Source organism: Vibrio sp. ED004, from assembly GCF_023206395.1.
Classification (GTDB): domain Bacteria; phylum Pseudomonadota; class Gammaproteobacteria; order Enterobacterales; family Vibrionaceae; genus Vibrio.
Map to the genome: position 1 here is coordinate 208,792 of NZ_CP066150.1, position 25,753 is coordinate 234,544.

24 protein-coding genes are annotated in these 25,753 nt (G+C 45.5%); 7 read left to right on the plus strand and 17 right to left on the minus strand.

Annotated features, from left to right (window positions below; all coding sequences use genetic code 11):
• Positions 1 to 321: 321 nt before the first annotated feature.
• The 11 genes from ITG10_RS18505 to ITG10_RS18555 all read right to left on the minus strand — a co-directional run bounded on the left by ITG10_RS18505 (position 322) and on the right by ITG10_RS18555 (position 12,830).
• Positions 322 to 3,084, minus strand: coding sequence for a M16 family metallopeptidase (locus ITG10_RS18505; RefSeq protein ID WP_017630296.1), 2,763 nt, complete (start codon positions 3,082 to 3,084; stop codon positions 322 to 324).
• A gap of 175 nt (positions 3,085 to 3,259) precedes the next feature.
• Positions 3,260 to 4,090 (minus strand): response regulator transcription factor, encoded by an 831-nt coding sequence (locus tag ITG10_RS18510; protein WP_017630295.1) that lies wholly within the window; start codon positions 4,088 to 4,090, stop codon positions 3,260 to 3,262.
• A 67-nt stretch (positions 4,091 to 4,157) separates the two neighbouring features.
• Entirely contained in the window at positions 4,158 to 5,216 is a 1,059-nt protein-coding gene (locus ITG10_RS18515) for a histidine kinase (RefSeq protein ID WP_017630294.1), read from the minus strand.
• On the minus strand, positions 5,216 to 6,508 hold the full coding sequence (locus tag ITG10_RS18520) for a hypothetical protein (protein ID WP_017630293.1): 1,293 nt from the start codon (positions 6,506 to 6,508) through the stop codon (positions 5,216 to 5,218). Before ITG10_RS18520 ends, ITG10_RS18515 begins: the two co-directional genes overlap by 1 nt.
• 9 nt (positions 6,509 to 6,517) lie before the next feature.
• Complete coding sequence (locus ITG10_RS18525) at positions 6,518 to 7,306, minus strand: outer membrane lipoprotein-sorting protein (protein WP_248387060.1); 789 nt, start codon at positions 7,304 to 7,306, stop codon at positions 6,518 to 6,520.
• Entirely contained in the window at positions 7,299 to 8,597 is a 1,299-nt protein-coding gene (locus ITG10_RS18530) for an ABC transporter permease (RefSeq protein WP_248387061.1), read from the minus strand. The genes ITG10_RS18525 and ITG10_RS18530 overlap by 8 nt, the downstream gene beginning before the upstream one ends.
• Entirely contained in the window at positions 8,585 to 9,283 is a 699-nt protein-coding gene (locus ITG10_RS18535; RefSeq protein WP_017630291.1) for an ABC transporter ATP-binding protein, read from the minus strand. Before ITG10_RS18535 ends, ITG10_RS18530 begins: the two co-directional genes overlap by 13 nt.
• An 86-nt stretch (positions 9,284 to 9,369) precedes the next feature.
• Positions 9,370 to 10,044, minus strand: a complete 675-nt coding sequence (locus ITG10_RS18540; RefSeq protein ID WP_017630290.1) for a hypothetical protein — start codon at positions 10,042 to 10,044, stop codon at positions 9,370 to 9,372.
• Between the two features lie 310 nt (positions 10,045 to 10,354).
• Entirely contained in the window at positions 10,355 to 10,750 is a 396-nt protein-coding gene (locus ITG10_RS18545) for a hypothetical protein (protein ID WP_017630289.1), read from the minus strand.
• Position 10,751: 1 nt separating this feature from the next.
• Positions 10,752 to 11,519 (minus strand): hypothetical protein, encoded by a 768-nt coding sequence (locus ITG10_RS18550; protein WP_017630288.1) that lies wholly within the window; start codon positions 11,517 to 11,519, stop codon positions 10,752 to 10,754.
• Positions 11,520 to 11,852: 333 nt separating this feature from the next.
• Positions 11,853 to 12,830: a DUF1254 domain-containing protein gene (locus ITG10_RS18555; protein ID WP_017630287.1), complete on the minus strand. Its 978-nt coding sequence runs from the start codon at positions 12,828 to 12,830 to the stop codon at positions 11,853 to 11,855.
• Positions 12,831 to 12,946: 116 nt separating this feature from the next.
• Between ITG10_RS18555 and ITG10_RS18560 the strand changes: the two genes are divergently transcribed.
• Positions 12,947 to 13,828, plus strand: a complete 882-nt coding sequence (locus tag ITG10_RS18560; protein ID WP_128815168.1) for a LysR family transcriptional regulator — start codon at positions 12,947 to 12,949, stop codon at positions 13,826 to 13,828.
• Positions 13,829 to 13,992: 164 nt separating this feature from the next.
• Here the strand turns inward: ITG10_RS18560 and ITG10_RS18565 are convergent, their stop codons facing one another.
• The gene (locus ITG10_RS18565; RefSeq protein ID WP_017630285.1) at positions 13,993 to 14,868 is read right to left on the minus strand and encodes an NAD(P)-dependent oxidoreductase; all 876 of its coding nucleotides are present in this window, start codon (positions 14,866 to 14,868) and stop codon (positions 13,993 to 13,995) included.
• A gap of 17 nt (positions 14,869 to 14,885) precedes the next feature.
• Positions 14,886 to 15,785: a LysR family transcriptional regulator gene (locus ITG10_RS18570; protein WP_017630284.1), complete on the minus strand. Its 900-nt coding sequence runs from the start codon at positions 15,783 to 15,785 to the stop codon at positions 14,886 to 14,888.
• An 83-nt stretch (positions 15,786 to 15,868) separates the two neighbouring features.
• On the opposite strand from ITG10_RS18570, the gene ITG10_RS18575 reads away from it, so the two are divergent.
• The gene (locus ITG10_RS18575; RefSeq protein WP_248387062.1) at positions 15,869 to 16,126 is read left to right on the plus strand and encodes a DUF2798 domain-containing protein; all 258 of its coding nucleotides are present in this window, start codon (positions 15,869 to 15,871) and stop codon (positions 16,124 to 16,126) included.
• A gap of 126 nt (positions 16,127 to 16,252) precedes the next feature.
• On the opposite strand, the gene ITG10_RS18580 is transcribed toward ITG10_RS18575, so the two are convergent.
• The 4 genes from ITG10_RS18580 to phhA form a co-directional block, all read right to left on the minus strand.
• Positions 16,253 to 16,969: a YebC/PmpR family DNA-binding transcriptional regulator gene (locus ITG10_RS18580; protein ID WP_017057670.1), complete on the minus strand. Its 717-nt coding sequence runs from the start codon at positions 16,967 to 16,969 to the stop codon at positions 16,253 to 16,255.
• Between the two features lie 96 nt (positions 16,970 to 17,065).
• The gene (locus ITG10_RS18585; RefSeq protein WP_008216860.1) at positions 17,066 to 17,275 is read right to left on the minus strand and encodes a DUF3283 family protein; all 210 of its coding nucleotides are present in this window, start codon (positions 17,273 to 17,275) and stop codon (positions 17,066 to 17,068) included.
• Between the two features lie 249 nt (positions 17,276 to 17,524).
• Positions 17,525 to 17,863, minus strand: coding sequence for a 4a-hydroxytetrahydrobiopterin dehydratase (locus tag ITG10_RS18590; RefSeq protein ID WP_017630282.1), 339 nt, complete (start codon positions 17,861 to 17,863; stop codon positions 17,525 to 17,527).
• The gene (gene phhA, locus ITG10_RS18595; RefSeq protein WP_017630281.1) at positions 17,853 to 18,647 is read right to left on the minus strand and encodes a phenylalanine 4-monooxygenase; all 795 of its coding nucleotides are present in this window, start codon (positions 18,645 to 18,647) and stop codon (positions 17,853 to 17,855) included. The genes ITG10_RS18590 and phhA overlap by 11 nt, the downstream gene beginning before the upstream one ends.
• Before the next feature lie 199 nt (positions 18,648 to 18,846).
• Between phhA and ITG10_RS18600 the strand changes: the two genes are divergently transcribed.
• The 5 genes from ITG10_RS18600 to ITG10_RS18620 all read left to right on the plus strand — a co-directional run bounded on the left by ITG10_RS18600 (position 18,847) and on the right by ITG10_RS18620 (position 25,747).
• Positions 18,847 to 20,871, plus strand: a complete 2,025-nt coding sequence (locus tag ITG10_RS18600; RefSeq protein WP_017630280.1) for an acetoacetate--CoA ligase — start codon at positions 18,847 to 18,849, stop codon at positions 20,869 to 20,871.
• 255 nt (positions 20,872 to 21,126) lie between these two features.
• Positions 21,127 to 22,611 (plus strand): ricin-type beta-trefoil lectin domain protein, encoded by a 1,485-nt coding sequence (locus ITG10_RS18605; RefSeq protein WP_017630279.1) that lies wholly within the window; start codon positions 21,127 to 21,129, stop codon positions 22,609 to 22,611.
• A gap of 167 nt (positions 22,612 to 22,778) precedes the next feature.
• The gene (locus ITG10_RS18610; protein WP_017630278.1) at positions 22,779 to 23,999 is read left to right on the plus strand and encodes an extracellular solute-binding protein; all 1,221 of its coding nucleotides are present in this window, start codon (positions 22,779 to 22,781) and stop codon (positions 23,997 to 23,999) included.
• 69 nt (positions 24,000 to 24,068) lie between these two features.
• Positions 24,069 to 24,938 carry a sugar ABC transporter permease gene (locus tag ITG10_RS18615; RefSeq protein ID WP_017630277.1) on the plus strand — a complete coding sequence of 290 codons (870 nt, stop codon included), beginning with the start codon at positions 24,069 to 24,071 and terminating at the stop codon, positions 24,936 to 24,938.
• The gene (locus ITG10_RS18620) at positions 24,935 to 25,747 is read left to right on the plus strand and encodes a carbohydrate ABC transporter permease (protein WP_017630276.1); all 813 of its coding nucleotides are present in this window, start codon (positions 24,935 to 24,937) and stop codon (positions 25,745 to 25,747) included. The genes ITG10_RS18615 and ITG10_RS18620 overlap by 4 nt, the downstream gene beginning before the upstream one ends.
• Positions 25,748 to 25,753: the final 6 nt, after the last annotated feature.

Genomic DNA, 25,753 nt, shown 5'->3' on the forward strand with positions numbered 1-25,753 from the left:
ATTGAACCCGATGAGTATCTTTGTGATCTGGATCTTTGTTTTATAAATCACCGTTCGATATGTAAGATCAGCTGTATTTACTGAAGTAGCACTTCAATAAGAACTTATGAAATCCATTTAAACACGCTTGCTAAATACCTTAAGTGAGCCTCTACATCCCTTTAAACAAAGCTTGCGAGGCTCGGCTAATAAGTGGTTCTACCAAACCTCATAAAGATTCAGTGCAATAAAAAAGCCAAATGCTGAACATTTGGCTTGGAAGTGAATCCATATATAAAGAGTAGAAGCGGCTTTCAAGAAAAACCACTCACCTAACTAGACCTAACCTTGTGGGCTTAACAAATTCTTCAACTGATAGCTGTTATCCCCAAAAATTTCTTTAGCATACTCTGTCATGTCTTGACTAGAAATTGAGTCTGCCGTCCCCTGCAGGTCGAACAACACCTCAAAACCATAATCATGAATCAGATAACGAGAAATAAACCAAGCTTGTTCAGTAGGCTTATATTTAAGTGGAGTAAGGTCCGCCACTAGCTGCTTAGCGGCCGTTCGAGTCTCATCTTCAGAAATCCCTTTTGCCGCTCCAGCAATGACCTTATCAATCGCCTGTTCAATTTTATCTGAGTTTTCTGGAGCCGTTAAAGAGCCGATTAACCAGTCATAACTCGGCTCACTGTCTTGTGCGACCGAGTACACATAAGGCGCATAATCCAAACCTAACTCTTCACGAACATAAGCCGTTAAACGTCTCGACAACACGCGCTGAAGCATATCGTCCATAAACACATCTTTTGCGGTTTTATCCCTAGCTTGCTGGGAAATCACACGTAATAAATACTGACTGCTGTCTTCATTATTGACGGATATATCCATTCGTTCTTTCGAATCAGGACTATAAGCCACCTGATAATCAGGAGACACAGCTGCTTCTAATGGCAATGAAGCAACGTATTGACGCACAAGAGGCTTAATTTCAGCTGGATTAATATCAGCAACAATAACCAATGTGTTGTCTCTTAACTTTTGGAAGAGTTGATGATGCACATCTAGTATATCTTGCGACGTGACAGCCTTAATATCTTCACTTTCAAGCATCATGTGACGGCTGCTTGTTTGATAGCTATTGCGATTAACCATCTGAATAAACTGGCCAACTGGAGTTTCTAAATATGCTGTACGGTCTTGAGCAAATTCAGACTTCACAGCCTCAAGCTGATCACTGTCTATTTTAGGTTCAGTTACAATGGTGTGCAGCGCAGCTAGACCTTCTGCAAGCGTCTTTTTCTTGGCACTTATTTCTAGACCATGATGAGTAAAGTTGATGAAGGGATAGATTTCAATGTCTTCGCGTCTCAAGTGAGCAGTTAACTCCGAACCACTAAATTTACCAACACCACTACGAACCGAAGCTGGCAGCGCAATCTCTACTGCAGGAAACAGCGAAGGATCCAGCGCCGCTTTTCCGCCCTCACTGGCATAGTAAACCCCAACACTATTACCAGCCTCAGAGTTACGGAGATACAAAACTTCAATGCCGTTGCTTAATGTCCACTGCTTCAAATTAGGATCGTCACTCACCTGAACTTGTTTTACAATTTCGCCTTGAGACGCAGGCACACTAAACGCGGAGCTTGCAGTAACGAGCAATGGTCTGTTACCTGTCTTTTTATAGGCTTTTCTGACATCTTTTAGCTCGTTATTCATTGCCTGCAAGTCTTCTTTAAACGATAAACCTAATCCCAAAATATAAGGACTAGAAAGTAAATCATCTAAATTATCATTTACGGCCTCCAGATCAGTACTCGCAAGAAACTCTTTCAAACTCGACTTATAATCAAGCTGTGATTGAACCGTCTGGTTAATCACCAGTGCTGTCGACTTACCGTCAGCATGAGCCACTGCGTTCATTCTCTCCCAGTTAGACTTAATGTCATCAAGGTTCGCTTGGTATTGCTGTATCACACTCGTAAACTCATATTCGCTCACACCATGATCACGCAATGAGGCAAGAGTAGAAATAAACTGCTGCTGGCTTTGCTCTCGACTATCGACAGGAAAGCCAACCGTAGTAATAGAATACCTTTGGTACTCTAAGAAATAGGGAATCGAAGCAACCCATTGCACTGGCAACGCAGCGTCAACAAAATCTGAATTCAACCTTTGTTGGATAAGTTGCTGAGCAATATCATCTAGCCAAAGTTGATGTTGTTGCTCATGGCTGCGTGTCACTCTTTGCCCACGATCAATCACTATCCCGATGCTCGGAGGCTCGACCCCAGATCCATACGCCACAAAATCTTGAGTATTGTAATCCGCTGATGTGTTCTTCACGGGAACCGGTGTTGTGCCTCTTTGCCAGTCAGAGAAGCTTTCTTCAATCAAAGGGATCACTTCGGCTAGAGTAATATCACCAGAGACAATCACCTCGGTTAACTGAGGTTGGTACCAGGTTTGATAATAGTTTTTTAATTCTTGAACATTCGCATTAGAAACGGATTCTTTATTGCCAATGGGATCGTTGGTTTGGTAATTCGTGCCTTCAATCATATGATCGTAGAACTTAAATGAGAGCGGTTTATCTTCAACGCGTGTGTGTCGAAATTCCCCTAATATCACACCTTTCTCTTTTTCGATTTCATCTTCAGACAGCAGTAAACCATCGCCAATATCTCTAAACCAAGCCAACGCTTTATCTAGATTCTTGTTATCGGGTAGATCTAACTTATAGAGGGTTTCTTGATAAGAGGTATAAGCATTTAAGTCGGCGCCAAAGCTAGCACCAGATTGCTCAAACAACTCTACTACATCATTCCCTGAAAAATTTTTGCTGCCATTAAACGCCATATGCTCAACAAAATGGGCATAACCTTTTTGCTGTTCGCTCTCTTGGAAAGAGCCGGCATGCACAAGTAGGCGTACCGATACAGGTTGTTCTCGGTCAGGGTAAACGTGGTAGGTTAAGCCGTTATCTAATTTACCAGTGACCCAATATGGGTCGGATTTCAATAACGTTTGTTGCTGAGGAGTAGAACTGCAACCTAGCAATGTGGAGCTCAATACGACGACTAAATAGTATGCTTTCATAACGATCTCTTTGAAGGGCTTTGCTCCAATATATCCGATCGCCAAAGTGTAATAATTCGCCATTAAATCAAACGACTAAAATTTTAGAGTCACTCGATATAAGTATGAAAATATTTGATTTATAAATTACATAAATCAATTGTAAAGCCGATATGTCGCGCCTTTTGCTCGTTCTCTACATACCTTTAAACAGAGCTTGCGAGGCGCGGCTGATCGGTAGTTTCTCGCCTGATACATACGCCGACATCTGACTAGAAAGGCCTTTCTTAACCTTATCAATGGCGGAAACCTTCACCACCACTGAACGGTGGATCTGCCAAAATTCATCAGGGTTAAGCTGAGCAATCAACTCTTTTAGTGACACGCGAAGAATAAACTCCTCTAATGCACCCTCTTGACCCTTCTTAAATATAGACACGTACTTGTCTTCGGCTTTGAAATACGCCACATCATCGACGGCAATCAGGTGAATGTCTTCCCCTACACAGGCTTTGAGCCACGTGAGATACTGTTGCTTGTTTTGCTGGGAAGTAGATTGTGATAACTGTTGAAGCTGATTCATTAGTGCCGCGATATCGGGCTGTTCCGACGTGCTACCTGATTGCGTTTGGTTGCTCGACAAGCGTGCTTGAACCTTCTGACATGTGGCCAGTAAACGCTCTTCGTTGATGGGTTTCAGTAGGTAGTCCATCGCATTGTGCTCAAAAGCTTTGACCGCGTATTCGTCATAAGCCGTAATAAACACAATCAATGGCGGTGAATCTAACTTGTTGAGTTGCTTTGCCAGCGAGATACCATCGAGCTCTGGCATGCGAATATCGAGAAAGGCCACATCGGGCTTAAGCTGTTGAATACTCTGCATCGCCTCCAAACCATTTGTTGCCTTACTGACGATCTCTAGTTCCGGCCAAACCTCAGCCAAACTCTTGTCTAGGTGATGCCTTAACAGTGCTTCATCGTCTGCGATAATCGCCGTTACGTTCGGCTTTACTGCTGGGTTAGTCATTATTATTCCTTTAAATTCACACTGTAAATCGTCTGTTTTCGTCTCTGTGCTTATTTCGCAACAGAGCCTAGAGCATCTGCTCTGCGGTCTCGGAGCTAGTTTCGCTGATGAGCGGTAATAAGATCGTCGAGACTACCCCGCCCTCAGTTTGCTCAGTAATCGTTAGGCTCGCCTTATCACCGTAAAGAGTTTCTATTCTCTGACGAATATTGCTCAACCCAACACCGTGCCCCGTATTCGCAGAAGACGTTTTCAGCCCTGCGCCATTATCAGCCACTTCAATTTTTAGCTGCTGGGCTTGTTGAGTAATACGAATATTCACTTGGCCACCCGCCGCTTTGGGTTCGATACCGTGCGTAAGTGCATTCTCGACCAAAGGTTGAATCAAGAACGGTGGAATCACCTGCAAATCGCTAATCTCGTGTGTTTCAATCGAGAACGCTAAGCGCTCCTCCAAGCGTATCTTCTGAATATTAAGATAAGCGTCTAACAAGTCGACCTCTTGTGCGATGGTCGATTGCTCGGTGCGGCTGTTTTTCAAAGTCACTCGCAGCAAGTCAGTCAGTTTTTCGAGCATCAACTTGGCTTTCGCGCTATCACTCTCAATCAACACATTGATGGTCGCAAGTGTGTTGAACAAGAAATGCGGTTCAATTTGGCTTTGCAGTTGCTTAAGCTGACTGAGCACCACAACCTTTTCTTGATCGGCCTGACGACGCTTGGCCACTTCCAATTCGTTATCAGCGCGTAGTTGCTGCTCTCGGGTATAGAAATAGTAATAGCAAACCGAACAGAAGATCACGCCCAATAGCACTACAGATTTAAGGTCAGAAATATTGGCTCCGAAATATCCGTTCAACCAATAGTGCGCGTTCAAGGTACCAAAGGTCATCGCGATCACCATTGAGATACCCACATCAAACACCTTTGATTTCCTCTTAAACACCTCAACCAAGATAAAAGAGGATCCCACCGCGCTGTAACCGAAACCAAAACTGATCGCGAGATTGACCACAAGGTCTCCACCCCAAATCGTTTGAGTGGTGATGGCAATGACGAAACAAAACAGAGTGGTCAGCGTGAAGCTTTTAATCCATGGAAACTGACTGTTTGAAGAAATGTTCATTAAAATCGTCCTTTGATATTTATAAGAATCATATGACTATCGGGTAAGTTGGCGTAAGCAGAATCACTTTTACCGCCTAGAAAGCGTGCAGCAAGTTCCAAATCCAACGATGAATGGCCATTATCTAACGCCTGATAGTTGAGCCACTGAGTAGCAATAAAACCACCGTCTTGTGGGGACAACATCACATCAAATGTCGGCGTGATATCTTCAAGCCAGCCATGTGTCGAATCCAAAGACCAGTGAAACATGATGTTGTGTTGAACCAAATTGGCGTGCTGATAGCCTTGCGCGTAAGACCCTGCCAGTGATGCTGTCATCGGATTAACCGACAAAGACTCGGCACTTTCTATTGCACTTTGCCACTCAGAATCACTCCACGCTCGGCTATCAAACCAATATTCCAGTACCACATTGTGCCCAGTGTTATTCGCCCATGTTAATCCTGCTAACGCTTGATAGGCCTCGCCCTGCTCTTCGAGATAAACAGGTTCAAGCAGTGAGTTGGGCTGACTGTAGCCAAGGCTTTGTCGTTGATAGACCACCGAGCCATGAAACTCCCAAGCGAGGTTCAACACCGACACTAAACTCGCCCCAAGCAAGCCGTGGCGTACATCGTCGTAATAAGCGACCCACTGATACTCGTGATCACCTACAAGATTGTAACGACGTAATCCAAATCCTTGTTGCTGATTCTGCTTTTCGAATTCATTTACGTCTTGAGAAGTCCATGACGAATCGCTGTAAAGCAGTGTCCATTCGCCCGTCATATCGAACAGTGACGCCGACGCCACACCCGCGCCCTCCTCTGCGACAATACCTACTGGGTTTTGTCGATACGGCTTGATGATGTCTAACGGTCGATAGCCATAACCCACGCCCCAATCCAAACGAACCTTACCAAGCGTGACATCGAGGTAGTGGTCACCGATTACTGAATTCGACAACTCAACACCACCTTGCCAAAACAACTCACGCAGAATGAATTCAGACTCAAAGCTCGCGTCTTGTTCTTGAGGGGTATTGCTTAGAATATCGTTGGCTTTCACTGCGAACAGACCAAGCCAATTGTCATATCCAACCTCTAGATCCAGCAAGCCATTGAATAACTGACGATTATCAGATGCTAAAGAAGTGAATGGCGACTCTCGTGATTCAACTGCTTCTGCACTCAGTTGCCAGTCCCAGGCCAAACTCAGGTCGCCCGCTTGAAGCGTGTTACTCACGCAAGACAAAGCAAGTAAAGTAGCAACTGAATACTTGATGTGAGGCTTGCGATTGAAAGCTTTCATGACAACCACCTAAAGCCCAGACACGCTGTTACGCGATAGGTAGGCAGGGTTGTAGTATTTATCCGCCAAGCTTTGTTCAATCACTTCGCGATACTCAATCACGGTTTTCTTACTTGGCTGGATCTTATCGAGCAAGGTCATCGACACCACGGTTGGTAATCCATCACGCACGCCTTCAGTAAACCACGCTTGCTTGGCTAGCTTTCCTGAGCGCAGATACAGATCCGCTTTAACTGGAAATGCACGGTCTGCCGTTAACCACAGATCAATCGATTGATAACTGGCACCCTTGGTTTTCGCCGATAGCTTTAGATGATGGCTATCGATTGTCTCGCCAGTCGGCATCTCAACCTGTTGTTCGGCAACCCACTCACCTTGGTAATCTTCGCTCCACGTCAGCGTCGAGATATCCCCTACCGAGGCTTCACCCAGCAGTTTTTGCATCGGGGTGATACGAATTGGTCGACGAGATTTCGGCATCAGTAGCCAATAGTTATCTTCTATCATCAGCATCTTTTGACCTGCCTCGACGGCCGATTTAAAGACCACTAACGACTCTCGGTTTGGCCTTGTGTAGACGTTGTATTCACGGGTCTTGTCGAGTTGTTCGTCTTGATACAGCGCCACCAAAGACACTACCTTAGAGGCTTGTGCGCTGTTCAAGCGATAGCTGTCTGCCTTGGCGATCATCTCAGTGACTTGTTGTGAATCGACTGCCCAGCTTGGTATCGATGTTAAAGCTGATGCTAAAACAAAAACCGAACCCAACGTATTAATTGAACGAGTTAATTTAGACATAAACCAGCGCCTCCGTGATTGGCTTATTCACGCCTTTACGAGCAGAGAAATAAGCAGCCAGCAAACATATCGTCAGCACACCTAAGGTGGCGTAACCAACCAATTCTAATGAGAAGTAAATGTTGAGTGGGTAACCTTCGGTTCTGCCGGGGGGAGGTGGCATTTGCACATCAATCACCAGTAACAACACCGACACCAAGCCACTCACTAGCGCGCCAATCGCGCTACCAATCAGTGCCAGTAATCCCGCCTCTTTTAAGAAGCCTGCCACGATTTCAGATGGGTAACTGCCGAGTGCCGACAAGGTGCCAATTTCACGAGTGCGCTCCGTGACTGACATAGTCATGGTGTTAAACAGCGACACGAACACCACTAATGCCATCACTGCACCCATGATGCCGAAGATCCGGTCGTAAAGATCTTTGACCTTGGTGTAAAAAAACGCGCGATCTTGCCATGGAGTGATCTCGATCTCTGATCCTTGTTCGCTTTGGCTAGCGCTATTTCGATCTAAAGCAGTTTGGATACGTTGTTGAACGGTCGAGGTCTTGCTTGTTTCAAATAGGAACACCGATAAGGTACTGACTTTGTCTGAGGCCAAAAGCTCTTGAGCGGCAGTGATATGAACATACAGCTGACGCTTATCCAACTCTGGCACGCCTGTCGAGTAGATGCCCTGCACCTTAAAATCAAAAGCGTTCAAAGCACCGTCACTTGTTGTAGCGAGCAGAGTCACCCAATCTCCTACCGCAGCTTTAAGATTACGAGCCAAGTCAGTACCCAGCATCACTTGTGGCTCTTGGCTATCGTATCTTGGGGATTTCACATCCGACAGGGTTTGCCCGCTGCGCACATCAAGGAAAGGGCCTTTCATGTCGAACTCACGCTCATTGACACCCGTTCCCATAAAGATGGTCGACTTACTGCCGTTAGACACCAAACCACTGAAATAGACTCGCGGCTGCACACCACGCACGTCACTATCACCGATAATGCTCTTGGTTAGCGTTTGTACGTTATCCAGACCATTGCTCAGCGGCATGTCTTCATCTTGTTCAAAATAACCTGGCGTACTCAAAGTAAGGTGGCCAGTATCACGCGCAGTCGATTCTCTCAGTGACTCATAGGTGTAAAGCCCATAACCACCAGCACTGGTCAGTGCAAATACCGCAATGGCGATGATCAACACCGACAACAAACTACGTCGACCATTTCTTAATAGATTAAGCCACGCCAAACGCACCGAAGTTGGAAGTAAAAACGTGCTCATTCTTTGTGTTAACTTGCCCATGAGATCGTCTCCGTTGCTGTGGCTTGTGGAGCCAATTGTCCGTCGATAAGTTCAATCACTCGGTCACAACGCTGCGCCATTCTTGGGTCGTGCGTTGCGACGATAAAAGTCGTACTCATTTCGTGACCAAGCTCTTTCATAATGTCGATCACAAGGTTCGCAGTGTGGCTATCTAAGCTCGCGGTCGGCTCATCGGCAATCACTAAGCTTGGGTTGTGGATCAGTGCTCTGGCAATCGCGACACGTTGTTGCTGACCTCCAGACAAGTTGTCTGGACGATGATTAACGTAATCCCCTAGCCCAACACGCTCTAACATGTCTTGCGCTCTGCTCTGCTGTTCTTGCTTTGAGCATTGGTTCAACATCAATGGGTAAGCGACATTCTCAAGCGCAGTCATTACAGGAACCAGATTGAATCGCTGAAACACAAAACCCAGCGACTGACGACGAAAACGTGCAGCGGCGATTTGCTCTGTCGGATACGGTTGGCCATCAATATTAATCTGCCCTCGATAATCCATATCCAATAAACCAAGAATATTCAAAAGTGTGCTTTTTCCTGAACCCGACGGCCCACATAGCGCCACCATTTCACCGCGTTGGATCTGACCATCAACGCCCTTGAGCGCATCTACACTTTGACCGCCAGTGAGATACGATTTGCCGATACCTTTAAATTCAATCATCCCGTTGTCCTCCGATTACCAATCCATTCTTAAGCGTTCGCAGCTACTATTTAGCTTTCGCGCCCATTATTTAGCATTCGCAACTATTACTTGACTTTCGCTATTAGGGCCTTCGCAGTCATGGTTTCGATGTTGCCAGAATCGGCAGTTTCCATTTGTTCTAGCCACGCTTGTGCTTGCTTAAGATCTTCAGCACGAATCGATGCCTCAATTGCATAACGGTAAATCCACGATGTCGCAGCGAAATGCTGTTGCTGGAAAGCGTCTTCAGCCAGTAGTGAGAGGAAGAGGTCATAACCACGATCAAAATGGTTAAACATGTCGGGTAGAGAGGTGTAAGTCACCGCAGCCATGGCGCGAGTCAGGTAAGAATCTGGTAGCCCTTGAACACGAGGTTGCTCATGAATGGGCTGGTCTTCGTCTTTAAGCAGAACCAGCGATTTATCAATGGTCGATAAACCCTTTTCTACATACTTCATCTTGTTCCAAGGTAAGAATGCATCACGGCCCATTAAGGTTTCTGTGCTTCCTAGATAAACCAAAGTCAGTGGCGTCGCGCCGTCTTGTTGCAGCGTGTCGTTAAGGCGTTCATAAGCCACCGCCACCATGTCTTCATTGCCTTGCGCCGCTTGGTTGTAGATATCAAGCACGCCTGAGCTTGGGTTAGCCAAAGCTAACGTAGGAGCGAAGGAAACAAGCCCAATCAAAAATGAGCGCTTAAATTGAGAAGTAAATGAATAAGTAGTATTTGCAGTAGCCATGATTTCTAATCCCTTTCAAATGTTGACGTTGAAAGGTTAACCAGAATTTGTCATGCAGTTTTACCGATGCGACGAATAGTAATAATGAGGAGTGAATGGTTGAGTTGGGGCGTGAGTGGGAGACGGAAATCAAAGTAGCGAACTTTCCTTCTTCCCAACCTGAGGCTGGTATTACGGTATAAAAATACAATAGGCTGCAGTACAAGAGGAACGTATGCCTTTGAAAAAGAGACTCCAATGAGCCCCCTTTTCTATTTCGATTTATCTGAGCTATTCGCTAGCTTTTTATGGCTCGGCTTTGTTCCCTTTATCAAACTGGAACATGGTGTGCTTCCACTTTGATTTTATGATGATGGCTCATCTTATGATTGTTAACGAAGTCTTTTCCGTCCACAAATTTCGTTTTCGTACCATTAGTAATGGTTGCAATGGTATTCCCAAAGACGGAATCAGTATGACGGGCATATTCACTCATCGTAGTCTTAACGCCGCGCTCAGCAAATTTTTTCTCTATCATGCGAGAATACGTAACGAATTCAGCAGGTGTGATTTTTTCGTTTAGTTTCGCGTTGCCTACAACCTCACTTACAACTTCCGTTGGCGATAACGATTCATCGAGACTATTTAGGATCTCCACTGCTTTTTTCGGATGTACCGTCGGTGCCCTTTCACAGGTATACAACCCATAAAGGAACTCAACAATCATCTCAATACTGTCTTTCTCGTGTCCCCCCCATCAAAAAGCTGCCATTTCCGACTGAGCCTCCCTGATATTTGCTCTCGCCATTGAGATGCTTAGCTAAGTTGCCATCGGGCTTTATGCCTACACCTATGTCGAAGAAATAATCCCCTTTATTTAAAGCCAGTAAAGAGACCATGTTCTTCGCAAAAGCTGGACTGCCGTGATTGATACTCGCCTCATACAACTCAGTCATCTTCTTAGCAATCTCTGGCGTTGACATGTTTTTCTTCGTTAACAACTCATCAACGGAAACGAACTTAACATTCTCAGGAATCTCGACGCGAGAGTCGTAACATGTTCGCCCTTTAGTACGTCTATCGACATAGATGACGTGTTTAACCTTTGGGGTAATTTTTGCATTACTAATCACATTTAACAGACCATGTTCCTTTTCGACACTAGGAATAATATTGTCTTCGTCACTTTCGGCCTTAGTGTTTACCCAACAATAAGCAACGGTCTTAGTTGGAAGTTTAGAGAACGTCGGTTTCGCACATAGCAAAGAGCTAAAACCACTCTTTTTCTTGTCTTCTTTTAATTGAGTTAATGTTACTTCGGTATTTTCGCTGTTGCGTTCAGCAATAACTCTTTCTCGATTTTCCGCCCAACGTTGATTATCAGCCTGAGTAACTGTGAGTTCTTCCTTGCGAGCCAAACGCTGTTGATGAGCGCGCTCTTGGGGTGACTGTTGTGTTTGTTCTGTGTAGTTACTTGGTGAAGATTGATATCGCATTAAATTGCCCCTAAACATTAAAATGTAAGCAATTGTAACAGTATGATAAATCTATCAACCGAATATACAGTGGCGATAAAACAACCACCAAAATGGCTAATTTTACTAACAGAAAGCTCACTTTGAAGGATTATTGCTCGTAAGCTAGTTCGTCATTCTTACAATGAAACACACAATTCAAGATTAGAAGACGACTAAAAATAGCTGTGCGGAATGCTATCCACACTCGATTTTTCAATAATACACAAACTAAAATAGCCGCTAATCAGCGGCTATTTTTTATGTTCTAAATGATAATTCGACTACTTTATTCATAAAAACCAATAACTTAAATTAACCTACTTTCTTAATCATCGTCGCTGGGTTGTAACCTTGCTCACCTTTGCTTACTGGTTCGCTAGGATTGTAGTGGCGCATAAGAACATTAAATTTACCCGTGTTATTACCGTCCATAGTTGGAATATTGTTTGGCTGACCTTCACATCCAAAACGGAGAGTGTAGGTTCCATCGCTGTTCATTACGGGTGCCATTTCACTCGAAATGTTGGCTTTATCGTTGAACATGCGTCCATCAGCGTTATATACGGTCGCCGACCAGAATGAGCCTGCCTTCGGATCTTTGAAAGTCGTCTCGTAACATGCATTCGCATCGAAGTACTGACTGGTTTGATAGATGTTATCTTCGACCATTGCACCACCCCAACCGCCAGCTGCGCCAACGTAATTCATGTAATCAGTTTGGCCGCTTTCTTTGTTACCAAACGCCTTTGATTGGTCATATCCGTCACTGAAATCGATGTTGCCAGCTTTATCCGTGGCCTTGAACGACGCCATGTCCCACTCTTTTACTTCAAACGGTTTCTCACTGCCTGTTTCAATCTTCAGGTTACGGCGAGCATTATCTTCAAGCGCACGGACAATCACAAATGCGTGGGCGGTTTTTGCGCTAATTTTATGACGACCCGAACCGTAGATCATTGGTTGTGTCTCGTGGTTTTCATCGACGACTTGCAGTGACACATATTGATCAGTTTCTGGAACCGTCACGTAGACATCATCATTCGACATATCGATGACAGAAACGGAGTAAAAGGTGTCTCGATTCATTCGCACAACGAACTGCTCTTCTGGAATGCTGCTTGGTACTGGCATCTCAAAGAATGTATTGATACCGCCTGCTTTCTCAACTACCGCGCCGAGACGCATATTGGTGTATGCCTGAGCAAAATTATCTTCCGTGACGATGGTTGGCGCTGCAATAACGCTGGTTGAGAATAAAGCGACAGCAGTAAGGGGAAATAGTGTTTTCATAGTAGCGACCTTTATATTTCAAAGTGAATGTCATTTGGAAGAGTATTATTTGCTCTGCCGATAGTGATCACTTTATACTTCCAAAATGGAAAGCGTGGAAAATAGGACTTGCCGAAATGGAAAGTATAGACTTGAACTTGCTGCGTACCTTTGTGTTGCTGTGTCAGTCGAATAGCCTTAAAAGAGCTGGGATGAAACTGGGGATCTCAGAGAGCGCCGTCAGCAAGCAAATGACCAAGCTAAGAGAACAGTTAGGACACCCACTTTTCGAACGCACCACGGAAGGGCTGAGACCAACACATTACAGCCAATCTATTTTGCCCAAGATTGAACAAGCCTTGTCCTTGATGCACTCCGCCACCTCACCAGAAACATTCAACCCTGCCACCTATGCAGGGCCAATTACCCTTGCTTTCTTCGCTTACACACTAGAGTTCTCAGGCGTTAGTTTATTTAGGGAGCTCTCGAAAACATTTCCCAAAGCACAAATAGAGCTGAAAACTTGGACATCAGATACAGAACAAAAATTAGAAGACGGTGATATCACCTTAGGTGTGCATGTTCTAAATGAAGACCGTAGTTCGAATATCTTCCAGAAACGCATCATGCCCGACCAACTGGTGATCGCCGTATCAAAATCATTAGGGCAACTAACATGGGAAGAGGCATTGCAGTTGCCTTTTATCAAGATCCGCAGCCAAGGTTGGAATGAAAAACGTTATCGATATTTAGAAATGTTGAGAAGCAGTGGTATTGACCCCCACATCAGTATCACAGTGGACAATTTTTCAGTGGCGAGGCAAATTCTAGAGCAAGGCGACCACGCCTGCGTATTAAGCGATAGTTGGAAGGACGCTTCGCTTAATACCATAGAGCCGCCCAAAGAGCTTAGAATTGATCTAAACCTTGTCTCCTGCATGCGCCTTGTCGATCGTCAAAGCCCTCTAAACCTTGCCGTTCATGACGTGATTAAAAGGGTTATGCTTCAATCTATATAGGTTTCAATCTAGATAGGCTTTAATCTAAATAGTTAGTGCCCTGAGACGAGTTAAAAAGGCTCGTTTTCATTTCATACAAACAAAAATAGCCGCTGATTAGCGGCTATTTTTAGTTATCTAAACGAAGCTTCGATTTCTTCTGTCTTGCTACTTCTTTGTCTCTTCTACTTCTTCGTCTCTTCAACCACAGCTTTCATCAATACTGATGTATCCATGCGGCCTTGCCCTTCAGCAGACAATGCCTTGTATGCGTTGTTGGTTTTTTCCGTCAACGGAAGCTGGATGCCTTGGCGTTCTGCTTCATCTAGGCAGAAACCTAAATCTTTGATCATCCAATCAATTGCGAAGCCGAAATCAAACTTATCTTGCGCCATTGTGGTAGCACGGTTTTCCATCTGCCATGAACCTGCTGCGCCGTTTTTAAGGCAATCAACCAGCGTTGGGATATCCAAACCTGATTTTTCAGCCAGTACCAAACCCTCAGATAAGCCGTTCAAAACACCCGCGATGCAGATCTGATTAACCATTTTCGCGCGTTGGCCTTGGCCGACTTTACCCATCAGAACCGACGACTTACCGTAAGCTTCGAATACTGGTTGAAGGTCGTTGAATAGCTCTTGTTCGCCACCACACATGATGGTTAACACGCCGTTTTCTGCGCCCGCTTGGCCACCAGACACTGGTGCATCCATAAAGCGAACACCCACTTTCTTCGCTGCCACTTCAAGCTCTTCAGACAGAACCGCAGACGTTGTGGTGTGATCAACAAGAATCGCGTTTGGCTTCATTGCCGCCAATGCGCCTGTTTCGCTGGTTGTCATGCTACGCACGTCGTCATCGTTGCCTACACAAACCAATACTACGTCCGCTTCTGCGACACACTCAGCCACGCTCTCAGCGGCTTTGCCGTGGTATTTATCAGCCCAGTCTAGTGCTTTGCTATGAGTGCGGTTAAATACCGTTACCTCAAAGCCGGCTTTGACTAGGTGGCCTGCCATTGGGAAACCCATTACGCCTAGCCCGATAAAACTTACTTTCATTTCTTTCTCCTTTTCATTTAACTCAGCTCATCGTGATGGAACGAGCGAACGCTCTCTATCAAGGTCTCGATAAGCAAAGTCAAAGCCTTCGGCTGATATTTTCTTTCTTTGTACACTAAATACGCTTGGCGATCACCCCGATGATACTCAGGGAGCACTTGAATCAGATTCATTTCCGGAGAAACATGGCGAAAAGGCAGTGAGGCGATACCCAATCCCTTCTGCGCAGCGGCCGCGACCGCATAAATATCGTTAACGATGAACTTAGGTTTGATCGTCACCATCTGCTCTAACTGACCAGATTTGTAGAGCGGCATATCAAACACATCATCGACATTAATCCACTCTTGATGCTCGAGATCGTCTGGCTTTTTAATCTCTTCGCGAGAGTCCAAGTATTCTTGGCTCGCAAAAAATCCGTGCTTAGCCTTAAACAGTGGCCGCGCAATCATGCCGTCCATGTCAGAGATTTGAAACGTGATCAACAAGTCACGATCGGTTTCAGGAACTACTTGCTGTTGGCTCAAGATGAGGTTGAGCTGTACTTTTGGGTACTCAGCAAGGAATTGCTCGACAGTCGGGCGAAGAAAACCGCTATAGAAGTTATGAGGCACCGCGAGCTTTATTTTGCCTTGAATGGCATCGCGCTCTTCAAGCAAGCTACTAAAACCCTGATGCAGTGACTCCATGCTGCTACTCAGCGCTGCAAAGGCCGCCTCACCATCTTTAGTGGCCACCAGCTCTCTACCCTTCTTCTCCAAAAGGCGAATGCTCAGGCGCTCTTCCAAAGCGGTTAATCGGCGCGACATGGTCGACACCGGCAGTTGAAGTCGCTTCGATGCCGATAACAACGACCCCTCTTCCACCACAGTACAAAACAGGAATAGATCATCAATGTTTCCAAATATGGAATTCATACTTCTATATGTGCCTATTTTTCTCATTTATGGATAGGAGTAACCTTAATGCATTCCAATAATAAAATCACTAAGGAGAGCAGATGAATAACAAACTGCATTGGGTTACCGCGATACTGTCTTCACTTGTCATGGCATTTATGATGTCGGGGATCATATCGGGTTATAAGATGGGTTTCAGTCAAGCATGGCCACCAATTTGGTTAAACAGCTTTTTGATTGCTTGGCCGTGTGCACTCACACTGAGCCTAACCTTGTTGCCACAAGTCAGAAAGGTCGCCGAGTGGCTATGTCGCCCGAGATCAAAAACGATAACCAAAGTGAGTTTATGCGATGAATAACGCCATGAATTCCAAAGTTATCTATAGAACCAGCGGAACGATGATCAAGGAAAACAATCATTATTACCGACATAAAAAAACCGAGCACTAGGCTCGGTTTTTTAATAACTGTTGTTACTGTAAAGATTACAGCTCAGCGTTGTGGTAAACCTGCTGAACATCATCACAGTCGTCAAGCATGTCTAAGAACTTCTGGAACTTCTCAGAATCTTCTTCAGCTACTGGCGTAGTTGTTTGAGGAACGAAAGTGATTTCCTCAACGTCTAGAGTTAGCTCTGGGAACGCAGTGTTTAGTGCAGTCTTCGTTTTGAAGAACTCAGTCGTTGGAGCGAATACAGTGATAACACCGTCTTCTAGCTCAACGTCAGTCACGTCTACGTCTTCCATCATTAGCGTTTCTAGGATGATCTCGTCATCTTCGCCTTTGAACTGGAATACAGCTTGGTGAGCGAACATGTGAGAAACAGTACCTTCAACACCGATTTTCGCGCCAGTCTTAACGAAACATTGGCGAACGTCTTGGAAAGTACGGTTGCCGTTGTCAGTTAGACAGTCAACGATCACGCTTGTGCCACCTGGGCCAAAACCTTCGTAACGAGCTGGTTGGAAGTCTTCACCGCCGCCACCGTTCGCTTTATCGATCGCTTTGTCGATAACGTGAGCTGGTACTTGGTCTTTCTTCGCTTTAGCAATCAGGTGCTTAAGAGGTAGGTTCATGTCTGGGTCAGAGCTGCCGTTCTTAGCCAGTACGTAAATCTCTTTACCGTATTTAGAATAAACTTTAATTTTTGCGCCTGCAGTTTTCGCCATTGAGGCCTTGCGCACTTCAAAACTTCTTCCCATCGGGATCTTCTCTCTGATTCAATTAACGGTGCAAATTCTAGCAAATTACTGTGTCATTTCAATTCTACAGCATTGCTGGGCAAGGTTTGTCTGCGTTTATGCGACACCCATTACCCGTTTGTATTTTTCTACAGACTGTTCAAACCACACCTTTTCATCTGGGTCACCTAGCTTCATTGCTTCTTCAACAATGGCTTCAGGGCCACATTTCGCTTGCTTCAGTTTCCATACAAGAAACGATGCTTGCTTATCCAGTTCGATTTTATTTTTCTCGCTGGGTGGAAGGAGTGAAAGGTTGATAGACATTGTTAGCCTTCGTCTGTAATACACTTGGCCGAGAAATATATCATAGAGCAGCCTCATAAAACCAATACTATGAGTAGTAGAAAGGGTTTATGAGACCCTAAACCAAGCAAGTCACTGATGCAGGTCAAGCTAGTTTGAGAGAAGTGATGCCACATGATGCGAATGTATCGCTTATTCGACTCACCTAATGAGCCGAATAACGAGTTAATCACATCACAAAGGCGCAAGAATGATTTCTAACCTAAAAAACTACTCACTCGCGGCAAACACATCGCAGCGTGAGGCGCAGATGAAATCATTTTTGTGCAGGCCTTTGATTGAGTGGCTCCACCAAGTGACAGTGACTTTGCCCCACTCCAATAAGATCGAAGGATGGTGGAACTCTTCTTCTGCCAACTCTGACACTTTGTTGCTGAATGCCCATGCTTGTTTGTAGTTCTTGAACTTAAACACCTTCTCAAGCTGTGGGATGCCGTCTCTTTCCATGATCTGCCAATCAGACAACTCCAAAAGTAAAGATTGTTGCTCATCTTTACTTAGGGCAATCGCGTCGATACTGCAGGCTTCGCATTTTTGTTCATTCAACATGTGTTGGTTCCTTGGGTTCAAAAAGTGGTGGTAGTAACCCCGCATCAATCGCGAGATCAGCTTGCTGTAATAGGTTTTCCTGACTGATTTTGAAGAGCTCAGATAGCTCGTCGATTACGTAGTATTTCGGCTGCATGATGTCGATGCGATAAGGGGTTCTTAAAACGGTTTGTAGATCGAACCTCTCACGAACAGCCAAATCCCCTCCCAACGCATACATGGTTTCCGCCGGAGACGAAAGAATGCCACCACCATAGATTTTCAATTGTTGGCCTTCTTTTACTAAACCGAACTCGACCGTAAACCAATACAAACGGGCAAGATAAGCGCGTTGCTTCGATGTCGCCGCTTGGCCTAGTTTTCCATAATGCTCAGTGAATGCTGCGAAATCCGCATTAGTCAGCATGGCACAGTGACCAAAAATTTCATGAAAGAAATCAGGTTCTTGTAAGTAATCGAACTCGTCTCGCGTTCTCAAAAATGTCGCCACTGGGAATTTCTTATTCGCGAGCAAATCAAAGAAACGGTCAAAATCGATTAACGCAGGAACAGGCTGAACTTGCCAACCTGTTGTTTCCTTTAGCACTTTGTTTATCTCTGGAAGCTGGGGAACTCTGTCTAATGGCAGATCCAGCAGGGTCAAACCGTGCAAATAGGCATCACAAGCGCGGTCACTAATAACGTCCAGTTGCCTTTTCACCAAGTCGTGCCAAATGGCATCTTCTTCGAGGCTCCACTCAACCCATCCCTCTTGGCTCACGGGCTTAGAATGATATTGAGTCATTACACACCTCCTTTCGAATGTCTCACTTTAAGCCTATCTCCACTCCTTATAAGCGCCAATTTGCGCGATTTTTCGAAATAGCCGATTGTGTAACATTTTATTTACACAATTTCGCCAAGCGCTTATTTTGCTGAACTTTTGACTTTGTAAAACCTAAATACCAGACTGAAAACGTTAACTTTTTGTTAAAGGTAAAGAAATGCACGAAAGCAATAAGCCCATTTGGCAGCCAAGCGAGCAGCGTATCGCCGATGCCAACTTAACCCGATTTATCGATAGCCTTGAACAATCTGGGTTAAACCTAGATAGGGACGTAAAAAGCTACGCCGAGCTACATCAATGGTCTGTGGATCAGCCGGAATCGTTTTGGCAAAACGTGTGGCAGTTTTGTGGAATAGTCGGCTCGCAAGACTGTATTAACAAGGCAAAAAGCGAACACATCAAAACTCAAGGTGAGAGCCGCTGGCAGCAGCCCAAATCGAATCGTGATGCGGTTTGGTTTCCCAATGCGCAGGTAAACTACGCCAAGAACTTGCTGCGCTTGGCACACACCATGCCTGATGAGCTTGCGATCTGGTTTGAGAATGAGCGTGGCGAACAGCAGAGTTATACATGGAAAACCCTGTGTGAAGCGGTCTCTAGTGTTCAGCAATGGCTTGTCGATAGCGGAGTGAAACAAGGTGATGTGGTTGCTGCGTATACGCCTTATCTGCCACAAACCGTAATAGCGATGCTGGCAGCCACCAGCTTGGGCGCGATTTGGACATCAACCTCGCCTGATTTTGGTGTCGAGAGTGTGATTGAACGATTTGGCCAAGTGAAACCCAAGGTGCTGTTCACCTGTGATGGCTATACCTTCAATGGCAAAACATTCGATATGACGGATAAGAACCGTGAAATCATCGAGCACTTAACCGAGCTAAAACAGGTGTGTCAGATCGGTTATTTAAAACCTAGTGGTGATTTAGAGAAGAATGACTTTGAAAATGATGTGTCGACCCGAAGCTGGCATAGCATCATCAATCATTATCAGCCACAACCTGTACGATTTGTGCGTGTCGGCTTCAATGAACCATTGTTTGTACTCTACTCTTCCGGCACAACAGGCAAACCAAAGTGCATTGTTCACTCGGTTGGCGGCACCACCATCAACCACCTAAAAGAGCATCAACTTCACTGCAATATCAAACCGAAAGATCGCGTGTTCTACTACACCACTTGTGGTTGGATGATGTGGAACTGGCACGTCTCTGCACTCGCCAGCGGCGCTTGTTTGGTGATCTTTGATGGTAGCCCGGTTTACCCGCAACCCAACGTTTTATGGGATTTAGCACAGCGAGCTGACGTATCGACATTTGGCACCTCGGCCAAGTATCTTGAAGCGATCGAGAAGGCTGAGCTATCACCTATCGACAGCCATTCTCTTCCCCACTTAAGAACACTGTGCTCAACGGGTTCTGTGCTTTACCCCGAGCAGTTCGATTATGTTTACAAACACATCAAACAAGACCTGCATTTGGCGTCCATTTCTGGCGGAACGGATATTTGTGGCTGCTTTGTGTTGGGTAATCCTATCTCACCTGTGTATCGCGGTGAATGCCAACAGGCAGGGCTCGGCGTCGACATCAAGGTGTTCAATTCATCTGGTCACAAGGTCGATCATGAACGTGGTGAACTGGTGTGCACAAACTCCCTCCCCAACTTCCCTGTTGGCTTCTGGAATGACACCGGAGAGCGCTATCACAACACGTATTGGGATAGGTTCGATAATGTGTGGCATCACGGTGACGAAGTCGCACAGAGCGTTCATGGGGGCTATCTGTTCTACGGGCGAGGCGACACCACACTCAACCCCGGTGGCGTGCGAATTGGTACTGCCGAGATCTATCAGCAAGTGAACACCATTGACGGCATCATCGATTCCATTGCAGTGGGGAAAGATGTCGAACGCAATGAGCAGATATGGCTGTTTGTTCAACTGCAGCAAGGCGTGGACTTAAATGAAACGCTATTGGCAACCATCAAGAGCAAGCTCAAATCATCTTGCTCGCCAAGGCATGTGCCTAGCCAGACCTTTGCTATCAGTGATGTGCCCAAAACACGCTCAGGAAAACTGGTGGAGCTGGCGGTGAAACAGGTCGTGAATGGTAAACCCGTCGAGAACATCGGCGCGATAGCCAATGCAGATGTGCTCGATGAGATAAAGCGTGTGATTTCGATTTAACGCTCTTATCTCATAAACTCGCAATTAGAAGAAAGTAACTTCCAACAAAAAGCCCTCCACGACTGAACATCGTGGAGGGCTTTCTTATCTTCGTATTAACTGTAACTCAGGCTTAAGCGGTTCTAACAAATTGCCCAACTCATTTTTACTCCTAATTTAAGCGAACAATATTTAACCAATTTTTAATCAATCAGTCATCAATATTCTCTAACGTAAACACTCAATGAACACGCGTGCAAAAATTAAGGAGAAATTATGCATAAGTTATTTTGGCCTGGGCTAGCTTTACTGGCAAGCTCTCAAGCCTTGGCATCAGTCATTCAGGTAGAACCTGTAGATCCAAGTAAACATACATTCAGTGACATCTATTACATGCAGCAACATAACACCCAAGACTATGGAGATAAGCTGACGGATTGGTTAGATCAGGGGTTTGGTATCGTGGAATTGGATGTGATCGATAGAGGTAGATGGGAACACGAAGAGTTTGGCCCTTACGTGTCTCACTCCTCAAGCCCCGGCAACAAAAACTGCGCAGCAGCTGGCAATACTCGGCTGGGTCATTGCTTCGATGGCATCATTCAATGGACAAACCAAAATAACCCGAAATACCCCTTAGTGGTTCTCGTCGATCTAAAAGTCAGTTGGGATCCCGCTAACGCATGGAACTACGATGAAGTTGGCATGATTGACAAATGGATAAGTGACTACTTGGGCGAACACCAGTACCGGTTCTCGTCGTACTTAGACGAGCATTTAGTGCCCGCAGCAACAGCAGCGGAACACGCAGGAGCAGTTAACCCCAGTAAACATGTTCGTGAATTGACTAAAGCATTTGGCTGGCCCTTACTACGCGACCTTCAAGGCAAGATAATCGTTGTTCTCACTGGTGGAAAAATAGGGAGCAAGAACCAAAACTACCGATCAGGTTGGAACTGGCTATGGGAGACACATGGCGTGGTGCCATCAACTTTTATGTGTCCTGAAGGTAGCACTATTGAGCATATTAAGGTGGGAGGGCAACTCAATGGGATATCAAAAGAGGAGTCTCAACGCTTTATTTGTAACAACATGGGTCAAAGTAAGCACTACCAAAATGTCGCAAATGAAGCCGCTAATAATCAGCAAATGATGCATATTTGGGGAGACTCTCTAGTTAGCCCTGAAACATTTGAATACAACTACCTTTCAGTTAGCCACGGGGTGCAGTTCATCAATAGAGAAAGATCTAAACCTCAAGATGTTTCGACTTGGGGTAATGCTATTCCACTTATTGGCGTACGACAATCAATCACGGGTTTTTTCCAGATTTACAACGAACAAACCGGGCTTTGCTTAAGTGTCAAAGACTCTAAATACAGTAACGGAACGCAACTCATCAGCAGTCAGTGTCAAAAGTCAGAGGATCAAAAGTTTGTTTACACCGTTGAATCTCAGCTAAGACCCAAAGGAAACTCTCGATATTGCGTGGATATCAAGGGAGGGAAAGCAGGAAACGGCAAAGATCTTCACTTATGGAATTGTGATGGAGGAACCAGCGAAAGGTGGAGTATTACACCAACCAGCGCATTCATTAGTTGGCACAGTAACACTAGTGGTGACGACGGTAACGGATACTGCATGGATAATAAAGGGGCAGGAGCAGGAACACAATGGCAACTTTACTCCTGTCAGGATTTTAACGCCAATACTCGCTTCAAACTGCTACCCGTCACTCGTTGGGATGACACTCACCAATAAATATTAGCCAATATCTAATTTCAGTGATGGTGGAAATCGCTTCGCCATCACGATTTTAAGTTTCACATCTTCGTCATCAATCTGACATTTAGCTTCACTAAGGTAACAAACATCAATTTGAACGCGCGTGCAATAACGCTCAATTTATCAAAGAAAGGGAGAACGTCATGTTCCGAAAAGCAATCATTGCCTCAGCAATTCTCGCCACAACACCATTGGTCAATGCAAGTGAACTGGTCATTGCAAGTCGTGATAGCAGCTATGGCGAAGCCATGGAATTTGTCGTGAGTGAATACAACAAGGTTAAGCCAGAGACGAAGGTGACCTTGGTTAAACGCCCAACTAAAGGACTGTATGAAAGTACGGTTCTTTCTATGCGTGAGCAAACGGGCCATTATGATGTGATCCTTATGGACGATACGTGGGCGCCTGAATTTTTAACCAATCAATGGTTAGCACCACTGTCTAGCTCAGTGGAGGATACTGACTTTGTTCAAGCGTCATTTGATATTGGACGCTACCCAGATGCAAGCGGCCCAGCTTATGCGATGCCAATGGTGGGGAACGTAGCGATGTTCGCATGGAATCGCGCTGAATTTGCGAAACATGATCTTTCAGAGCCAACGTCATGGACAGACGTGCTCAACTCAGCAAAAGCCATCAGTGAATCAAGTGAAACTAATGGCGTGGTTTTTCGTGGCGTAAAGGGCAACCCTATCGTGACGGGTTTCCTACCTGTACTTTGGGGATATGGTGCTGATGTGGTCGACAAGAATGGCCGCTCAACACTCGACTCTAAAGAGGCCGTTGAAGCATTAGAAACCTTCCTTGCAATGAAGCAATTTGCGCCAAGAGGCGTCGATGTTTACAACGCTGATGAAGTACGTGATTCCCTACAGAAAGGGACAGCGGCCATGGCGATTGAAGTATGGCCAGCCTGGGTGCCTAACCTAGACAACGCTGACGTATCTAACGTTGTGGGCGATATGGAGATCATGGCGCCGCCAGCAGAAGTCGGAAGCCCTGCGCCAATGCTAGGTATTTGGCAGCTAGCCATTCCTTCTGATTCAAACAACAAGCAAGAAGCTGAGGCTTTCTTAAAATTTGCAACCAGCGCCGATATTCAAAAAGCACTCGCTCTCGACTACGGCATGCCACCAACGCGTAACAGCATTTACTTTAATGACGAAGTGGTGAGCAAGTATCGTTGGTATCCACAACAAGCCAAAGCACTCTCTACGGGTAAGGCGCGACCTAGAATCCATAACTGGGCGGAAGTGGAAAGTATCTTAGGTGACTTCTTACAGTTAGCGATGATGGGACAAATGACTGCTGAGCAAGCCCTTAAGCAAGCTCATACCCGCATCAATCGTATTGTTAAATCATAATCATTCATAATAAATGCCATCGGTATTGACCAGTGTCGTTGATGCCGATGGCTGCTTTTAGGCTTTTGTATGTTGTTTGAAAATCGTAAGCAGCTCGCTGTGTTGTTGCTCCCTGCAATGCTTGTGCTTGGCTTACTCACGGTCTACCCAATTTTGTCGGTGCTTTACAATGCGTTCTTCAGCTTAGACAGCGAGCGTGCTAGCTATCAATTCATTGGCTTCGCGAATTTCAGCGAACTCTTCAATGACTTCTTCTTCATCGCTGCGATAAAAAACACGTTCGTTTTTACACTGGTAGCCTCAACCGCTCAGGTGCTACTTGGTTTGGCATTAGCCTTGCTGTTTCATCGCCAATTTCCTGGCCGACGATTCGCTCTGCCCATTATCATCTACCCGATGATGATTTCGACCTTAGTTTGCTCTTCTATATGGCGTTCTTGGTACCACTATGATTTCGGCCTGCTGAACGCCGTTTTGGTGTCAATCGGGCTGCCTGCCCAAGAGTGGTTGTTTAACCCAGACTTAGCTCTATTTGCCATTGCCATGGTTGATACTTGGCAGTGGACGCCAATGGCATTTCTCATCATTCTCGCGGGACTGCAATCGGTGCCGAAAGACATCAATGAAGCCGCGATGATCGATGGAGCAAAAGGTTGGAAGTCGACGTTTTACATCACCTTACCACTCATTCAGAAACAGATTTTACTAGCCTTTCTTCTGCGTTCTATCGACACCTTTAAGCTGTTTGACAAGGTGTACGTGATGACGGGAGGAGGCCCGGGGAACGCCACCGAGACCTTATCGATGTTTGTCTACAAATACGGTTTCCGATTCTTTGACTTAGGAATGGCAAGCGCCTCATCACTGGTCATGCTCGCTATCTCACTCTCTATGACTCTTATCTATGCGAAACGCGTAATGAAAGGAGGCAAAAAATGAATACACGCCTTCATACTTTTTTCGTCTGGGCTGCGACCGGTTTATTTATACTCCCGATCATTTGGATGTTCGGTACCGCCTTTAAGTCACCCTCGGAAATCTTGCATTCTGGGGCCGCATTATTGCCTTCGACACTGAGCTTCGACTCCTTTCTAAAGGTATGGCAAGGGGAGCTGTTTACTCTAATCAGTAACACCGTGCTGGTATCGCTATCTGCAACGGTGGTTTCCGTCATTGTGGCATTCTTCGCGGCTTACGCGTTGGTTCGATACCGCTTTCCAGCCAAACTGGACAACCTGTTTTTGTTGTCGGTGTTAATCATCAAAATGATGCCACCGATTGTGGTGGCTATTCCGTTGTACTCGTTAATGAACCAGTTCGGGTTGCTAAATAGCAAACTTGGGCTGGTATTGGCGTATCAGGTTTACACCCTGCCCTTTTGTATCTGGATGCTGTTGGGCTTCATTCGTGACGTCCCTTTAGAGATCGAAGAAGCAGGCTCAATGGATGGCGCTCATTTATTCAAACGCCTTCAATATATTGTATTTCCACTCTGTGCCCCTGGTCTGGTCGCGACGTCTATTTTCGCCATGATTTTGGGATGGAACGAGTTTTTATTCTCTCTTCTTTTCGTACACACACCAGACAAATTTACCATCCCGCTGTTCATTTCTAACTTCATGACAGAAGACGGCACCGCATGGGGCGAGCTTATGGTGATAGGCATTATCTCCTCTGTTCCTATGCTTTTTCTTGCCAGCTATATGCAGAAGTACCTGCTGCGCGGCTTTTCGATGGGCCTGAAATAGGGATTG

Coding starts and splice junctions, on each gene's coding strand:
- ITG10_RS18540 (WP_017630290.1), bottom strand. CDS start 10,044: ATGGCTACTGCAAATACTACTTATTCATTTACTTCTCAATTTAAGCGC.
- ITG10_RS18525 (WP_248387060.1), bottom strand. CDS start 7,306: ATGTCTAAATTAACTCGTTCAATTAATACGTTGGGTTCGGTTTTTGTT.
- ITG10_RS18565 (WP_017630285.1), bottom strand. CDS start 14,868: ATGAAAGTAAGTTTTATCGGGCTAGGCGTAATGGGTTTCCCAATGGCA.
- ITG10_RS18550 (WP_017630288.1), bottom strand. CDS start 11,519: ATGCGATATCAATCTTCACCAAGTAACTACACAGAACAAACACAACAG.
- ITG10_RS18610 (WP_017630278.1), top strand. CDS start 22,779: ATGTTCCGAAAAGCAATCATTGCCTCAGCAATTCTCGCCACAACACCA.
- ITG10_RS18555 (WP_017630287.1), bottom strand. CDS start 12,830: ATGAAAACACTATTTCCCCTTACTGCTGTCGCTTTATTCTCAACCAGC.
- ITG10_RS18510 (WP_017630295.1), bottom strand. CDS start 4,090: ATGACTAACCCAGCAGTAAAGCCGAACGTAACGGCGATTATCGCAGAC.
- ITG10_RS18560 (WP_128815168.1), top strand. CDS start 12,947: ATGGAAAGTATAGACTTGAACTTGCTGCGTACCTTTGTGTTGCTGTGT.
- ITG10_RS18600 (WP_017630280.1), top strand. CDS start 18,847: ATGCACGAAAGCAATAAGCCCATTTGGCAGCCAAGCGAGCAGCGTATC.
- ITG10_RS18580 (WP_017057670.1), bottom strand. CDS start 16,969: ATGGGAAGAAGTTTTGAAGTGCGCAAGGCCTCAATGGCGAAAACTGCA.
- ITG10_RS18515 (WP_017630294.1), bottom strand. CDS start 5,216: ATGAACATTTCTTCAAACAGTCAGTTTCCATGGATTAAAAGCTTCACG.
- ITG10_RS18615 (WP_017630277.1), top strand. CDS start 24,069: ATGTTGTTTGAAAATCGTAAGCAGCTCGCTGTGTTGTTGCTCCCTGCA.
- ITG10_RS18590 (WP_017630282.1), bottom strand. CDS start 17,863: ATGTTGAATGAACAAAAATGCGAAGCCTGCAGTATCGACGCGATTGCC.
- ITG10_RS18585 (WP_008216860.1), bottom strand. CDS start 17,275: ATGTCTATCAACCTTTCACTCCTTCCACCCAGCGAGAAAAATAAAATC.
- ITG10_RS18570 (WP_017630284.1), bottom strand. CDS start 15,785: ATGAATTCCATATTTGGAAACATTGATGATCTATTCCTGTTTTGTACT.
- ITG10_RS18605 (WP_017630279.1), top strand. CDS start 21,127: ATGCATAAGTTATTTTGGCCTGGGCTAGCTTTACTGGCAAGCTCTCAA.
- ITG10_RS18575 (WP_248387062.1), top strand. CDS start 15,869: ATGAATAACAAACTGCATTGGGTTACCGCGATACTGTCTTCACTTGTC.
- phhA (WP_017630281.1), bottom strand. CDS start 18,647: ATGACTCAATATCATTCTAAGCCCGTGAGCCAAGAGGGATGGGTTGAG.
- ITG10_RS18535 (WP_017630291.1), bottom strand. CDS start 9,283: ATGATTGAATTTAAAGGTATCGGCAAATCGTATCTCACTGGCGGTCAA.
- ITG10_RS18505 (WP_017630296.1), bottom strand. CDS start 3,084: ATGAAAGCATACTATTTAGTCGTCGTATTGAGCTCCACATTGCTAGGT.
- ITG10_RS18620 (WP_017630276.1), top strand. CDS start 24,935: ATGAATACACGCCTTCATACTTTTTTCGTCTGGGCTGCGACCGGTTTA.
- ITG10_RS18545 (WP_017630289.1), bottom strand. CDS start 10,750: ATGATTGTTGAGTTCCTTTATGGGTTGTATACCTGTGAAAGGGCACCG.
- ITG10_RS18520 (WP_017630293.1), bottom strand. CDS start 6,508: ATGAAAGCTTTCAATCGCAAGCCTCACATCAAGTATTCAGTTGCTACT.
- ITG10_RS18530 (WP_248387061.1), bottom strand. CDS start 8,597: ATGGGCAAGTTAACACAAAGAATGAGCACGTTTTTACTTCCAACTTCG.